The following is a 13682-nucleotide window of genomic DNA, read 5'->3' as shown; positions in this document are numbered from 1 at the left end:
GAATTAACTAGACGGCATTTTAATTTTTGAGATTTAGAAAAAAAAATTCGTAGTTGTAAGACGCACAAGGACTCGCTATCGCTGGGCTGTTAATATTTGCTCTGTTCCTCTCAATTACGAATTACGAATTACGAATTAGTAATTATCTATCTTCCTACACCCACATACTGGAATCCAGCCCTGACCATAGTTTCAGGATCTAGGAAGTTGCGACCGTCAATCAGCACGGGGTGGAGCATTAATTTTGCCATTTTTGCATAATCTAAATTGCTGAACTGCTCCCATTCAGTCACAAGTACTAAAGCATCGCAGCCATCGGCTAGACGTTCGGCATCAGTTTCTACTAGTACACCCGAAAGACCATGACGCATACCTGTTTGAGAAACAATTGGGTCATAAGCTTTGACTTTGGCTCCTAATCGGTTTAGCTGCTCAATCAAATTCAGGGCTGGCGCATCCCGCATGTCATCAGTATCTGGCTTGAATGTCAGTCCGAGTAGTCCTACAGTTTTGCCTTTAAGGATTTTCAAGGCTTGCTGGAGTTTTTCTAGAGCTATTAAGCGCTGACGCTCGTTGACACTGACGGCGGCTTTCATGAGTTGGGCTTCATAGCCATAGTCATCAGCTGTGTGAATCAGTGCAGCCACATCTTTGGGGAAGCAGGAACCACCCCAACCAATACCAGCGTTTAAGAACTTGTTACCAATGCGGGAATCCAGACCAATACCTTTTGCTACTTGGGTAACATCAGCACCAACGCGATCGCAAATGTTAGCAACTTCGTTAATAAAACTAATCTTGGTCGCCAAAAAGGCATTAGCGGCATACTTAATCATTTCTGCCGAACTCAAATCTGTGGCTAATACTGATACAGGAGGTAAAGATTGGTCAGCGGCGTACTTACGTTCTACAATCGGAGCATACAGTTCTTGCATTAAAGCGATCGCTTTTTGACTATTGCCACCTAGCACAATCCGATCTGGGTTAAAGGTATCGTAGACTGCCGAACCTTCACGCAAAAATTCTGGATTACTAACTACATCAAATTGAGCTACGGCATCAGGTAATATTTCATCACTTGATACTCCACCTGCTGGTACAAGTATTTTTTGACGTTCAGCAATACCATCTAGAACAATCATCCGCACCCAGTCACCTGAACCAATGGGTACTGTAGATTTATTTACAATTACTTTATAACCACCGTTAAGATTAGCACCGATACCACGAGCCACCGCTTCAACATAACGGGTATCGCTTTCACCAGTTGGTAATGGTGGTGTTCCTACAGCAATAAATAGAATTTCTCCGTGGGCAACTCCTGCGGCCAGATCACTGCTGAACTGAATTTTTCCTGCTTGAATAGCAGATTGCATAATTTCTGACAGTCCTGGCTCAAAAATAGGCGACTGCCCAGACTTCATTAGCTTAACTTTTTCTTCGTTATTGTCTATGCAAATTACATCATGACCAATATGAGCCAAGCAAGCGCCTGTAACTAAACCAACGTAACCAGTACCTATTACGCAAACACGCATCTAATTTAACTCCTAGCTTTTTTGGGATTAGTCTTCAAAAAAATTGTCAATTATGACACTTATACACTGCCGGGAAACCCAGCTATGAAAAGTACAGACAACGAATAAAGTCAGTCTGCACAAAACTTTAAAGCCACACTAAGTAATACTCAAGAGGCTAAATCTTTGACATCGCTTTTGATGCGATCGCGGAAATCTTCTATTGTTAGTTTTAACCCTTCTTGTAGCGGAACGGTAGGTTCCCAATTTAACAAGGTTTTAGCTTTTGTAATATCAGGCTGGCGACGACGGGGATCATCAGAAGGTAGGGGTTCAAACTTAATCTCTGCATCTGGGTTCACCATATTCTGCACAGCTTGCGCTAATTCTAAGATTGTGTATTCACCTGGATTTCCCAGATTTACTGGGCCAACATAATCGCTATTCATCAGGCGGATAAATCCTTCTACCAAGTCGGAAACGTAGCAAAAACTACGAGTTTGCGAACCATCACCATACACAGTTAAGGGAATACCACGCAAAGCTTGCACTATAAAGTTGCTCACTACCCGACCATCGTTTTCTAACATCCGTGGGCCGTAGGTGTTAAAGATGCGAACCACCCGAATATCAACTTTATTTTGCCTGTAGTAATCAAATGCTAAAGTCTCAGCGATTCTTTTGCCTTCGTCATAACATGAACGTATACCAATGGGATTAACGCTACCCCTATACTCTTCAACTTGGGGATGTACTTCAGGATCACCATACACTTCACTGGTTGACGCTAAGAAGAACCGAGCCTTAACACGTTTCGCCAACCCCAACATATTCAGCGTTCCCATCACGTTAGTTTTAACGGTTTTCACTGGGTTGTACTGGTAATGTACTGGAGAAGCTGGACAAGCTAGATGATAAATTTGATCTACTTCTAATCTAATTGGCTCAGTAATGTCGTGGCGGATCAACTCAAAGTAAGGATGATTCATCCATTTGAGGATATTGTCTTTGTTACCTGTATAGAAATTATCTAAGCAAATAACTTCATGCCCTGCTGGTATTAATCGGTCAATGAGATGGGAACCAATAAACCCAGCACCGCCCGTCACCAAAATTCTCATAGTTTCCCAGTTACTTACAAAATATTACTAATCTGGCTATTTAACTTGTTTTTAGAGTACCCAGTCCATGTATAAAAATACAGGATGAATACAGCTAATTAATCTAGTTTTATTAATTTAGTAGTTTTTCTACGTATTTAATTTTGTTACATTTAAATTTAGAATACTTCACAATTCATCTAGCAAAATACCAAACATCTTCATAGTATTGTGATTTTCTGTCTAGACTTCATCAAATCTTCAACAAAATAAAGTTTTTTAAAGCAAAAATCTTCAGTGCCAAAAATAGTATTGTATTATACAGATTTTATATTGTTTGAAACATTTGTTAGTAAAGTTCCGTTTTGATGACCTTGCGGTTCTCCAAGCATGACAATAGAGCAGGTAAGTTGCCTCGCTAACTGGGTTGTGACATCGCTAACAGTTAAACTACCAACAATTGTCCTACTGCGTATAAAAGGCAACACTACTAAATCATACAATCGCGCTGCTTGCAAAATTGCTTGAACAACATTCTCATGAGGGATGATTTGAATTTCTGGAGGATTTAGCACAGCTATTTTAGACACCAGCATTGAGAGATGCGATCGCCTAGCAGCGATTTTACTCGAACTAGTGCGGCGATCGCACACATTTAATACAGTTACTTGGCTTTGATTTGCCTCTGCCAGCATTTGGGCAAGTTGCACTGGTTGTAATGCTGGTGCTGTTAAATTTTCTAAAGGTACTAAGATGCGCTGAATTTTTTTGGGTGAGTCTACTAAACGTGTCACCGCTACAGGACAATGAGATGCCCAAAGTACATTATCAATCACATTGCCAAATAAACGCGCTCTCAACCCAGTACGTTTACCCCAACCCATGATAATTAAACTCGCATTTTGTTCACGAGCTGCCCTGCTAATTCCTGGGGCAAAAGCATCATCAATGCGAAGCAGTGGTTCTGCTTTTAATCCAAATACTCGACTCTGTGCCGTAGCTTTTGCTAATAATCGCTCACTACGTTGCAAAGACAGTTCTAACTGTGGCGCATCCATATTAGCAGTAGATGTGGCGATCGCTAGCGGTACAATTCTGCCATGAGATTGACGTGCTAATAAAGCCGCCATTTCCATCAAATACTGCTGAGTTTGAGGATTATTAACAGGCACGACTATAGTAAAAGTACTGGGAGGTTCCTCTTTTTGATGAGCAGCTAAAGTTAAGGAAGTGGTTTCTGAGACTGGAGAAGTAGTCAAAGCAACAGCTGTCCTACTAGTAATTAAAGGTGCTAATATTGCTGTTACTAACATTAAAATAATAACGCTATTTAAAATTGTGATTGGTAGTAGTCCAACCTGATATCCCACTACAGTTGCTGCTAAGGTTGTACCCACTTGAGGCATTGATAAAGACCATATTGTTAGCGTTTCCTGCCAGTTATAACGGTAGATAATTTTTGCTAACCCAGCTGCTATCAATTTGCCAAAAATCAAACCAATTACAATCAACAGAGTTAATTGGAAATTCTTAATACTGTTAAAAATAGTAGGTAACTTGAATAGCAAGCCAAGATGAACAAAGAAAATGGGAATAAATAAGACATTGCCAATAAACACTACTTTTTCTTTAACTGACCCTTCACCTACCGCTTCATTAACTGCTAAACCTACTAAAAAAGCTGTAAAAACTTTCTCTACCTCAGTTAATTGAATACTTACAGCAGCAATGAATACTGACATAAATATAAATAAAAACTTGTTTCCCTCGTCGTCTCCTGACCGCCGAAAAAATTCTTTACCTAACCAATCTAAGCCTAATAAGATGGCGAATGAATAAATTATTAACCAACTGAACAAAGGAATTAACTTGACAAAGCTAAATATCCTTATTTGAGTCGTAGCTACACAAACAGCTAATATTAAAAGTGCGCCAATATCAGTAAAAAATGTAGCTCCAATTGTGATGGAAACAGCTTCGTTATTGATAATTCCTAGACGATTAATAATGGGATATGCCAAAAGGCTATAGGAAGAAAACAAAGAGCCAATCAAGATTGAAGTATTCCAATCAAAACCAAAAAACCGTCCTATTAAGGTTCCTATTGCCAAAGAAACACTGAAAGTAAAACTGCCAAGTCCTAAGGAGCGTTGTTTTCTCTGACGAAATCGATTTATGTCAACTTCTAAACCTGTGACAAACATCAGATAAACTAAGCCGATGTCTGATAACAGATTAATTATTGGCGATTCTGGATCAAATAGATTCCAGCCTGATGACCCAAGTACCACACCAGAAAATACTAAACCTACTATTCCTGGTAATCTGAGTCGCTCAAACAAAATTGGTACAATTAAAACGACCACTAGTAAAATAGCAAAGGCAATAATTGGCTCCTTGCTCAGAACTTGGGCTGTTGGTTCTATAGCTAGAACTTGTGATATTCGTTCCATAGATAGGACTTAAAGGGGCGACGGTGAAGTTGTGATTACCCTAAAAGCAATCTTCCGATCAATATAAATAACCGTAAAAGTCACCCTGACGAAAAATCAAAAAATCCTAACTTACACTACCTAGGCAATTATCTAATAACTAACTACCTAGGGGTGGATTTGACTTAATATAAACCGTAAGCGATCATAGTCATCTTTCAACAGTACGCTTAGAGTACGTCCAGCTTTAATTAGCCATTGTCGGTCAGCTTTACGTAACTGGTAAACTTCACGAATAGCTGCTGCGATTAAAGATTCTACTGGCGCACCATTTATAGAAAGTAATGTCCGCAAAAAATCTAGTTCTTCGGTGAATTGAATTATTGCTTCTGGTTCACATCGATAAACAGCTTGATGAATTTGTGGGGGACGGGGAGGTAGATACTGATATATTGCTTGGTTATAACCTAGAGTAAGAGATGGCTGCTCAAATCCGACGATCGCAGCCTTAAATTCAGTTTTGAGCATAGCAAAAATCTGGGGTTGTTCTTCACGCAAATCCTGCAATGACAACCCCAGAGCCACAGCCCGATGTACAGAATCTACAGGCATAGTCGTAGCATAATACACCACAGCATAAACTTGATTGCCTGACTCTTCATCCACAGAACATACCCAACTACCAAAAGGCGGCATCGGCGGAAAACTTAAGTCTTCCGGCTCTAAACACTGTGCCAAAAATTCAGTAGTAGTAGTTTCGATCACCTCCGCAATGTGATTGGGATGGCGATCGCCTGTGGCAAACTGTGGTAAAGGAAGGCGCATCTTGGTTTCTTGTCAGTTATCAGCGATGCACTGAGTTTCGACTTCGCGGCAATCGAGCGAAGTCGAGATTCAACTACCGCGTAGTCGAAGTGTTGTCAGTAGTTAGTACTTTGTTCTATTTTCCTTTTTTACGTCCTGCTGTGATTTCTACAGCTTCCAATTCCGATAAGCGAAAAGTAACTAATTTATCCCAGTTACCACCTTCAAATAATACAGCCACCTTACCATCGCTGACTCGTTGCACAAGTCCTTCAGAGCGATAATAAGTATCTGCGGGGTTGTTAACGCGAACCGTTGCTCCAGGCAGAATCATCATGTTTACCTTCGCTAGTTTACTATTAATAGCTTAATACTTGTTAACTGTCAGTTGTCAGGTGAAAAAGAACTATGGAAAGAGTCACCAATGCCCAATGCCCCAAGTCGGCGAACGACCCTCTCAATCTATAAAAGGAGGAGTTCCTCGCCGACTTTCTATTAATAATACTTCTGTCGTTGGCGAAAATTCGCTACCGATTCTACTATTCCTAAAGAGATAAAATTAGTCAACATAGCAGAACGTCCGTAACTCATCCAAGGTAAAGGTATTCCTGCTACTGGTGCTAAACCAACAGTCATACCCACGTTTACAAGCAATTCAAAGACAATCATAGATAAAACACCAATAGCCAACAGCGAACCAAAATTGTCTTTGGCTGTTTGAGCTATACGCAACAAACGGAAGCAAATTAAGCAAAATGCAAACAACACAACCAAACAACCGACAAAACCAAATTCTTCACCGACTGCGGAAAAAATAAAATCTGTATGCTGTTCGGGTACAAAATTCAGTTGAGTCATTGGCCCTTTAAATAAACCCCATCCCCAAATCTCACCCGCCCCAATCGCAATTCGTGATTGGTGTTGGTGATAGCCAGCGCCTAAAAGGTCGTGTCCGGGGCGCAGAAATACAGTTAATCGGGCTTTTTGGTAATCTTTTAAAATATGATTCCAGGCAAATACTCCTAATTCCCCACCTAGAAGGTTAAGAGCCGCTGTGCTGATCCCATTCAGACCAAATCTACGCCAGGGAAGAGTCCGCCAACCCAAAATACCCATAGCGACCACCCAAACTAACCCTAAAATTCCAAAAGATACTTCTTGATTTAATGAAACTATCGGTGCGGACAAAGGCCAATTTGTACTGAACAAAATAGCAGAAACTACAGGCGATATCATCAAAATCAACCAGCCTGGGTTGGCATTTGCCCAATAAAGCATTCCTAAAACGATCGCCGCAAATACCAATGATGTGGCTAAATCTGGCTGCAAAAAGACCAATCCCCAAGGAATAGCAGTAATTGCCAGCACCCGAAACACACTTTCGAGGGTGGAAGCTGTGCGTTTATGTAATAGAGCCGCCAAGGTGATGATTACGCCTATTTTGGCAAATTCCGAGGGTTGGACATTGAAGCCAGCAACACTGATCCAGCGCTGTGCACCTTTGGCACTAGTACCAGCAATCATCACTGTAATTAGACTGAGACTCGTCAGTGCGTATGTTATCCAATGCCACTGAATCAAGTTTTCATAACGGCAACGGGCTAAAAACAACGCTATTAAAACGCCGATCCCAGCTACCAACCAATGCCACCACCAATCGGTTACGGGCTGTTTGAGTTCTGTACTCAAAATCATGATGCCGCCAAATATACTGATACCTATAGGTAAACAAAATAACAACCAATCTACTTGCTGCCAGGGCTTAACCCAATACTTCCAACGAACTTTGGGAAAGGAACGTTTTAATAACATTGTGCAATTTTAAACTTTAGAATTGACTATTAATATAGCGATTCTTAGATAAAAAACTACAGGGCATGGGGCATTGAGCATAGATATTATTATTCTCCCCTGCCCCAGTCACTGAGCGTAGTCGAAGTGCTGCTCCTCTGCCTTGTTACTATGTCAGTGCAGCCACAGACACTTTACCAGCAATTGCTAGAGCGATCGCTTTTAATGCTTTGGCAGAGGCCGAATCTGGTTCAGCAACGACTATCGGCACACCATTATCACCACCAACTCTCGTCGGAATTTCTAGTGGTATGCATCCTAATAAGGGAACTCCCAACTCTGATGCTGTTTTAGAGCCACCACCAGAACCAAAGATGTCATATTGCTTATCTGGCATATCTGGGGGGATAAAATAACTCATATTTTCTACGATCCCCAATACGGATATGTTTAATTGCTGAAACATTTTTAACCCTTTACGGGAATCTAACAATGCTACAGTTTGCGGGGTAGTAACAATTATTGCGCCCGACATTGGTACTGCTTGGGTTAAAGTTAGCTGAGCATCACCAGTTCCTGGTGGCATATCTACAATCAAATAATCCAGCTCTCCCCATTCGACTTGATAGAGAAATTGGCGAATTACTCCGTTAAGCATTGGGCCACGCCAAATTACTGGTTGATCTCTGTCAATCAAAAAGCCCATTGAAACCAATTTGACACCATGATTAAAAGCAGGTTCTAGAACTTCACCTTTATCTGTGGAACGCACAACAATTTGAGCATCGGCTAGCCCTAACATGGTGGGGTCATTAGGCCCGTAAATATCGGCATCTAATAAGCCGACTTTAGCTCCAGTTTGCGCCAAAGCCACTGCTATGTTTACCGCCACCGTACTTTTACCAACACCACCTTTGCCACTGGAGACAGCCAGAATATTTTTAACACCAGGAACGCCAGTGCGATCTGGTAGGTTTTTCTGCTGGGGTGTTTCTGCTGTCACTTCTACATTTACCTCTGTGACACTAGGTAGCTTTTTAACCGCTTTTTCACAATCTTCGATAATAAATTCACGTAATGGACAAGCAGGTGTAGTCAATACCAAAGTGAAGCTAACCTTGCCACCGTCAATTTTGACGTTGCGAATCATATTCAGTTCTACCAGACTCTTACGGAGTTCTGGGTCTTGCACTGGTCGCAACACTTCTAAGACAGAGCGTGAATCAAGAACATCGTACATAGTGTTTTAACCGTTACCGCCGTAACCAAATTTAAGAAAATTTCATTATCACCTAATAGAATCTTAACTTTCTTGGGGGCTAGGGCGTGTTTTCAAACTACAACTGTAGATTGGGGAGCCACTGCGTTGGGGAGACAGCGCCGTGGTGTTAGCGTAGCGGTAGCGATGCAGGAGCGTCGGCAGTCCGTGGTCTTGGGGAGCCACTGCGGTCTTGGGGTCTCCCCAAGTGGAGCAAGTGGCGTGGTTTCCCCCATGAGGAACTGCCGAAAGGGTTTCCCGACTTGAGGCGACTGTCGTCGGCTCTGCCGACTTGTAGACGCTTCTGCGGCTACTCTGCGAGTTCTCCGAAGGAGTACCCGCAGGGTAGTAAGTGGCGTTTGACGTAAGCAAACCCAACAAAGCAACGTAAGTGTTGGGTTGCGCTATGCTTAATCCAACCTACTATAAGTTCTATTTTGAGTTGTGAAAACAGTCTCTAAAGATTAGGGATTCGGTTAATTATTTTTTCAGATCTAGCCCCTAGCCCCTAGCCCCTAGTTCCTAGCCCCTAGCCCCTAAACGTCAAAACAACTATCATTAAGAGATTTTTTCTTTCCTGACACCGCTTGCAGTGCGGCCTTTTCGACTGCTTCAACTAAAGAGCGTGCTACACGATCTGCATAAGGACGAGATAAGGACCAAATCAAAGGCGAAAACCAACCCCGTAGAGTTACAGAATACGATAAACAAGTACCACAAACTGTGGACTCTATCCGATAGATAATCCGTTCTTCGATGCCAGGGATCGCCAGTACTCGGATACTCAGCATTTCTTTAGGATTAACGCGCTCTACAAAAATTCGGATGGGAATAGGTGAAAAACGTGTCACAGCCTGGAAAATTAATCCAGGTTTGGGTACTAACCCGTAGGGAACATTAGTACTCTTGAGTGATGGATGCCAGGAAACATCCGTTAAGTCAACCACCTTTAGCCATAGTTCATCTACAGAAGCCGAACTAATTTCTCGATACGTCCGTACCAAAGAAGCGCAAAGCCGACGGCGTTTGCGGTGGAAGAATTGGGATAACCAACTTTGCATTTGCCTAATCCTCCTCGCTACAGACTTGCTGGTAACTCTGGCATCGTTGGATTACACTTTCTCAAAATTGCCCTTAGCATAGCAAGCCTTAATTAGGCACTGAGGACAACGCGATCGCTCTCTAGTTGAAAACACCATTGAACAATTCAGTTTGTACCTTGATGCTTTAAAGTAGAGAATGCTTGTAGACTAATTTGCCAGAAATTTCCCATCAACAAGTCCAAAAAAAAACTTGCTCAATATACAAGCCTATACGCATTTGAGGGAAAATAACTCTAGTCATATTTATCGATTGTGTAAATGTTTGACAAGCAAGAAAAAAGCAGGTTGGGCAAATTGAGCTAAGAATCAAGCTAAATTTTGCCTACAAGTTTTTAAATTGAAAATTTGTAGCTTTTGGAAAATTGTAATTTAGGTTCGGGAATCTTATGTTAACCAACTCGCAAACCCCAACTGTAGAAGCAGTATCATCCGAGTATCTACCACCAACTGACGGTAAGACTAGAGTTCGTCAGTTTATGCAACGGTTGCAAGAGGAAATTTCTCAAAAGTTGACAGAACTCGATGGTGTGGGTAAGTTTAACGAAGATGGTTGGGAACGCCCAGAAGGTGGTGGTGGGCGATCGCGCGTTTTACGCGATGGTGCAATCTTTGAACAAGCAGGTGTAGGCTTTTCTGAAGTTTGGGGAGATCATCTACCGCCTTCAATTTTAGCTCAACGACCAGATGCAGAAGGACACAGTTGGTATGCGACAGGTACTTCAATGGTACTACATCCTCGTAATCCTTACGTACCAACAGTGCATCTGAATTATCGTTATTTTGAGGCGGGGCCAGTCTGGTGGTTTGGTGGTGGTATTGACTTGACACCTTATTACCCCTTTGCCGAAGATGCAATACATTTACATCAAACGCTGAAGCAAGCTTGCGATCAACATCATCCAGAGTATTACCCAGTGTTTAAGCGCTGGTGCGATGAATATTTCTACCTCAAGCATCGAGATGAGACAAGAGGAGTTGGTGGTCTATTTTTTGATTACCAACACAGTCAAAGTGGTTTATATGCTGGTCCTGATCCTCATGGAACGGCGGCTGCTTACAGTAACCAAGTCGGAACACCAGCGCCCCGCAGCTGGGAAGAATTGTTTGCTTTTATCCAAGACTGTGGTAGATCATTTTTGCCGGCTTACGTGCCAATTGTCGAACGACGACATGGGATGGAATATGGCGATCGCGAACGGAACTTTCAACTCTACCGCCGAGGCAGGTATGTAGAATTTAATTTGGTTTATGACAGAGGTACAATTTTTGGTCTGCAAACCAACGGTCGTACCGAATCTATTTTGATGTCTTTACCGCCTTTGGTACGCTGGGAGTATGGGTATAAACCAGAACCTAACTCTCCAGAAGCCCAGTTGTATGAAACCTTTCTCAAGCCTCAGGATTGGGTAAATTGGAAACCTATGTCATAGCATTGTACTGAGTAAAAAATTACGTTAAATTTACTTCGTCTTTTTTACTCAGCTAGCTTATCTGGGTACTCAGCCTGATTTTGGTGAGTTAAACTACTAAAAGTAAGCACCTAGTAGAAAAAGGTGACAATTTTAGCTGTAGCTTGTTAATCTCAAGTGTTAGCACTGGATAATACCGTGACAGGTGAGTCAACTAAAATCTATTACCTGTTGAGGTAAAAAATAAAAGATTGCTAATCAAAGCAAAGCTTTTGGCTCACCAATCCTATAGTCAGTCCAACCGCAGTCAATTTTGAGACGAATACCAAACGGAGGCTTAGTGATTCAGATAGAACAAACAACCTATACAACCCAAGATGGTAATACCGTTATTGTCTTGACACCCGCAGGTCGCCTAGATATTACTACAGCTTGGCAATTTCGCTTGAAATTACAAGAGTGTATTTCCAAACTTAGCGCTCATGTAGTGGTCAATCTCGGCCAAGTAAATTTTATTGATAGTTCGGGTTTGACATCTTTGGTCGCTGGGATGCGTGATGCTGATAAAGTCAAGGGCAGCTTCCGCATCTGCAATGTACATCCAGAAGCCAAACTTGTGTTTGAAGTGACGATGATGGATACAGTTTTTGAAATTTTGGAAACAGAGGAGGAAGCTTTAGAGGGTGTACCTCGTAGCATTGCTAGCTAGAGAATGAGTTAAAAGTTTAAAGTTAAGAATGAGGTGTTAGTTAAAAGTTCATAACTTTTGCTTACTCAGTACTGCTCTCGCTTAATGTAGCGATAAGGGCCAATAATCGCTCCCCAAGTAGCTTTTTTAGTCTCTGGGTCAATTCCTTTATCGTAGCTGTTAAATTCCGTCGCAGTGGCTTCAAAGCCCAAAGAAACTTGGATGCTCTTACCAAGATATGTGAAGCTGCAACAAGCATCTAAAGGTGGAGTAGCGGCAAATTTATAGGTATTGGGAGCTAGTATTTGTGGGGTGACAGTGAGAATACAGCCTGGTAGTAAATCTAATTGCTCAATTGCCAGTGTCTTGAGTAAAGCAGGATTTCGACCTGCACCACTTAAGGCACTTGGATCTTTAAGCATGTAGTACTGCACTTGTATGGGTAAATCAGAGTCGCGTCCTGGCATCAACCGCATAATTCGCTGACGATAAGGGCTGTCTAAGTTGACAATATTTGCTTGTTCAGCAAACAAGGTAATACTGTCTTCTGAGAACAAATCAATTGGTCTTTGCCACATCCGCAAGTGGACATACCATACAGGCTCTGCTAAAGCTTGTTCTTGATTATCAAATTCACCAGTTAAGTATTCACCTAAGGCAGTCAAGGGCAGCAAAAAACTCATAAATGTAAAGTATAATCACAAAGTATGATAATTTTTGCCTAGCTTTTAAGGAAAGAGGGTTCATACCCCTCATGCCATCAGTTTGGTTGTAACTCCCAGTTAGAAAACCTAAACTTGGCAAAGTAGCCTTGAAGCGAGAAAATAAAGTAACGTCGCCCTTAACATTTTCTTTGTGAATAACGTCCGTACTGTTTCTGATACAAAGCGAACTTTTTACTCACTTCACACTCGACCGATTAACACAATTTATCGTCGAGTTGTAGAAGAATTGATGGTAGAAATGCATCTACTGTCAGTAAATATCGATTTTAGCTACAATCCAATTTATGCCTTGGGTGTCGTCACAACCTTTGACCGCTTCATGCAAGGCTACCAACCAGAACGGGATAAGGAATCAATTTTTAACGCCTTATGCCAAGCTATAGAACAAGAATCGCAACGCTATCGACAGGAAGCTGAACGACTGCAAACTGTAGCGAAAAGTCTATCAGCTAATGATTTAATTGGGTGGCTTAGTCAAACTACTCATTTAAGTCAAGATACTGACTTGCAAGCACAATTGCAAGCGATCGCTAATAATCCTAACTTTAAATACAGTCGCTTATTTGCAATTGGTTTATTCTCACTGTTAGAGTTGTCAGATCCAGAATTAGTCAAAGACGAAAAGCAACGCACGGAGGCACTAAAAAGTATCGCTGCTGGCTTGCACTTGTCTGAAGAAAAACTTAACAAAGATTTAGAGTTATATCGCTCTAATCTAGACAAGATGGAGCAAGCATTAATAGTTATGGCGGATATGCTCGAAGCTGACCGCAAAAAACGCGAAAAGCGCCAACAGCAATCAAGTACACCCGTTGTGCCTCCAACTGTTACCGAGTAATCAAGGATCATATAGTC

The 13682-nt window shown here is 41.7% G+C and carries 13 protein-coding genes; 3 read left to right on the top strand and 10 right to left on the bottom strand.

Annotated elements, in window-relative coordinates:
• Positions 1-146: 146 nt before the first annotated feature.
• From QI031_RS02895 to QI031_RS02855, 9 genes are all read right to left on the bottom strand, one after another.
• The gene (locus QI031_RS02895) at positions 147-1538 is read right to left on the bottom strand and encodes a UDP-glucose dehydrogenase family protein (protein WP_281483725.1); all 1392 of its coding nucleotides are present in this window, start codon (positions 1536-1538) and stop codon (positions 147-149) included.
• Positions 1539-1687: 149 nt separating this feature from the next.
• Positions 1688-2638, bottom strand: coding sequence for a UDP-glucuronic acid decarboxylase family protein (locus tag QI031_RS02890; RefSeq protein WP_281483724.1), 951 nt, complete (start codon positions 2636-2638; stop codon positions 1688-1690).
• Positions 2639-2934: 296 nt separating this feature from the next.
• Positions 2935-5070 carry a cation:proton antiporter domain-containing protein gene (locus tag QI031_RS02885; RefSeq protein ID WP_281483723.1) on the bottom strand — a complete coding sequence of 712 codons (2136 nt, stop codon included), beginning with the start codon at positions 5068-5070 and terminating at the stop codon, positions 2935-2937.
• Between the two features lie 147 nt (positions 5071-5217).
• The gene (locus QI031_RS02880; RefSeq protein WP_281483722.1) at positions 5218-5874 is read right to left on the bottom strand and encodes an HAS-barrel domain-containing protein; all 657 of its coding nucleotides are present in this window, start codon (positions 5872-5874) and stop codon (positions 5218-5220) included.
• 115 nt (positions 5875-5989) lie between these two features.
• Complete coding sequence (locus tag QI031_RS02875) at positions 5990-6187, bottom strand: NAD(P)H dehydrogenase subunit NdhS (RefSeq protein ID WP_281485919.1); 198 nt, start codon at positions 6185-6187, stop codon at positions 5990-5992.
• Between the two features lie 161 nt (positions 6188-6348).
• Complete coding sequence (gene rodA / locus QI031_RS02870) at positions 6349-7665, bottom strand: rod shape-determining protein RodA (protein ID WP_281483721.1); 1317 nt, start codon at positions 7663-7665, stop codon at positions 6349-6351.
• A gap of 148 nt (positions 7666-7813) precedes the next feature.
• Complete coding sequence (locus tag QI031_RS02865) at positions 7814-8884, bottom strand: Mrp/NBP35 family ATP-binding protein (protein ID WP_281483720.1); 1071 nt, start codon at positions 8882-8884, stop codon at positions 7814-7816.
• A 63-nt stretch (positions 8885-8947) separates the two neighbouring features.
• Positions 8948-9274, bottom strand: coding sequence for a hypothetical protein (locus QI031_RS02860; RefSeq protein ID WP_281483719.1), 327 nt, complete (start codon positions 9272-9274; stop codon positions 8948-8950).
• A gap of 164 nt (positions 9275-9438) precedes the next feature.
• Positions 9439-9963: an SRPBCC family protein gene (locus tag QI031_RS02855; RefSeq protein WP_281483718.1), complete on the bottom strand. Its 525-nt coding sequence runs from the start codon at positions 9961-9963 to the stop codon at positions 9439-9441.
• A gap of 428 nt (positions 9964-10391) precedes the next feature.
• Here QI031_RS02855 and hemF point away from each other — a divergent pair, with 428 nt between their 5' ends.
• Entirely contained in the window at positions 10392-11435 is a 1044-nt protein-coding gene (gene hemF / locus QI031_RS02850; protein ID WP_281483717.1) for an oxygen-dependent coproporphyrinogen oxidase, read from the top strand.
• A gap of 319 nt (positions 11436-11754) precedes the next feature.
• The gene (locus QI031_RS02845) at positions 11755-12123 is read left to right on the top strand and encodes an STAS domain-containing protein (RefSeq protein WP_281485918.1); all 369 of its coding nucleotides are present in this window, start codon (positions 11755-11757) and stop codon (positions 12121-12123) included.
• A 65-nt stretch (positions 12124-12188) separates the two neighbouring features.
• On the opposite strand, the gene QI031_RS02840 is transcribed toward QI031_RS02845, so the two are convergent.
• Complete coding sequence (locus QI031_RS02840) at positions 12189-12785, bottom strand: chromophore lyase CpcT/CpeT (protein ID WP_281483716.1); 597 nt, start codon at positions 12783-12785, stop codon at positions 12189-12191.
• Positions 12786-12957: 172 nt separating this feature from the next.
• Between QI031_RS02840 and psb29 the strand changes: the two genes are divergently transcribed.
• Complete coding sequence (gene psb29 / locus QI031_RS02835; RefSeq protein WP_281483715.1) at positions 12958-13665, top strand: photosystem II biogenesis protein Psp29; 708 nt, start codon at positions 12958-12960, stop codon at positions 13663-13665.
• The last annotated feature ends 17 nt before the right edge of the window (positions 13666-13682 follow it).

Source organism: Halotia branconii CENA392, from assembly GCF_029953635.1.
Classification (GTDB): domain Bacteria; phylum Cyanobacteriota; class Cyanobacteriia; order Cyanobacteriales; family Nostocaceae; genus Halotia; species Halotia branconii.
The sequence above is the reverse complement of the archived record's forward strand: the minus strand, read 5'-3'. Positions and strand labels throughout refer to the sequence as shown.

Bases quoted from the DNA above. Each gene is read 5' to 3' on its own strand.
- QI031_RS02895 (WP_281483725.1), bottom strand. From the start codon at position 1,538: ATGCGTGTTTGCGTAATAGGTACTGGTTACGTTGGTTTAGTTACAGGC.
- QI031_RS02890 (WP_281483724.1), bottom strand. From the start codon at position 2,638: ATGAGAATTTTGGTGACGGGCGGTGCTGGGTTTATTGGTTCCCATCTC.
- QI031_RS02885 (WP_281483723.1), bottom strand. From the start codon at position 5,070: ATGGAACGAATATCACAAGTTCTAGCTATAGAACCAACAGCCCAAGTT.
- QI031_RS02880 (WP_281483722.1), bottom strand. From the start codon at position 5,874: ATGCGCCTTCCTTTACCACAGTTTGCCACAGGCGATCGCCATCCCAAT.
- QI031_RS02875 (WP_281485919.1), bottom strand. From the start codon at position 6,187: ATGATTCTGCCTGGAGCAACGGTTCGCGTTAACAACCCCGCAGATACT.
- rodA (WP_281483721.1), bottom strand. From the start codon at position 7,665: ATGTTATTAAAACGTTCCTTTCCCAAAGTTCGTTGGAAGTATTGGGTT.
- QI031_RS02865 (WP_281483720.1), bottom strand. From the start codon at position 8,884: ATGTACGATGTTCTTGATTCACGCTCTGTCTTAGAAGTGTTGCGACCA.
- QI031_RS02855 (WP_281483718.1), bottom strand. From the start codon at position 9,963: ATGCAAAGTTGGTTATCCCAATTCTTCCACCGCAAACGCCGTCGGCTT.
- hemF (WP_281483717.1), top strand. From the start codon at position 10,392: ATGTTAACCAACTCGCAAACCCCAACTGTAGAAGCAGTATCATCCGAG.
- QI031_RS02840 (WP_281483716.1), bottom strand. From the start codon at position 12,785: ATGAGTTTTTTGCTGCCCTTGACTGCCTTAGGTGAATACTTAACTGGT.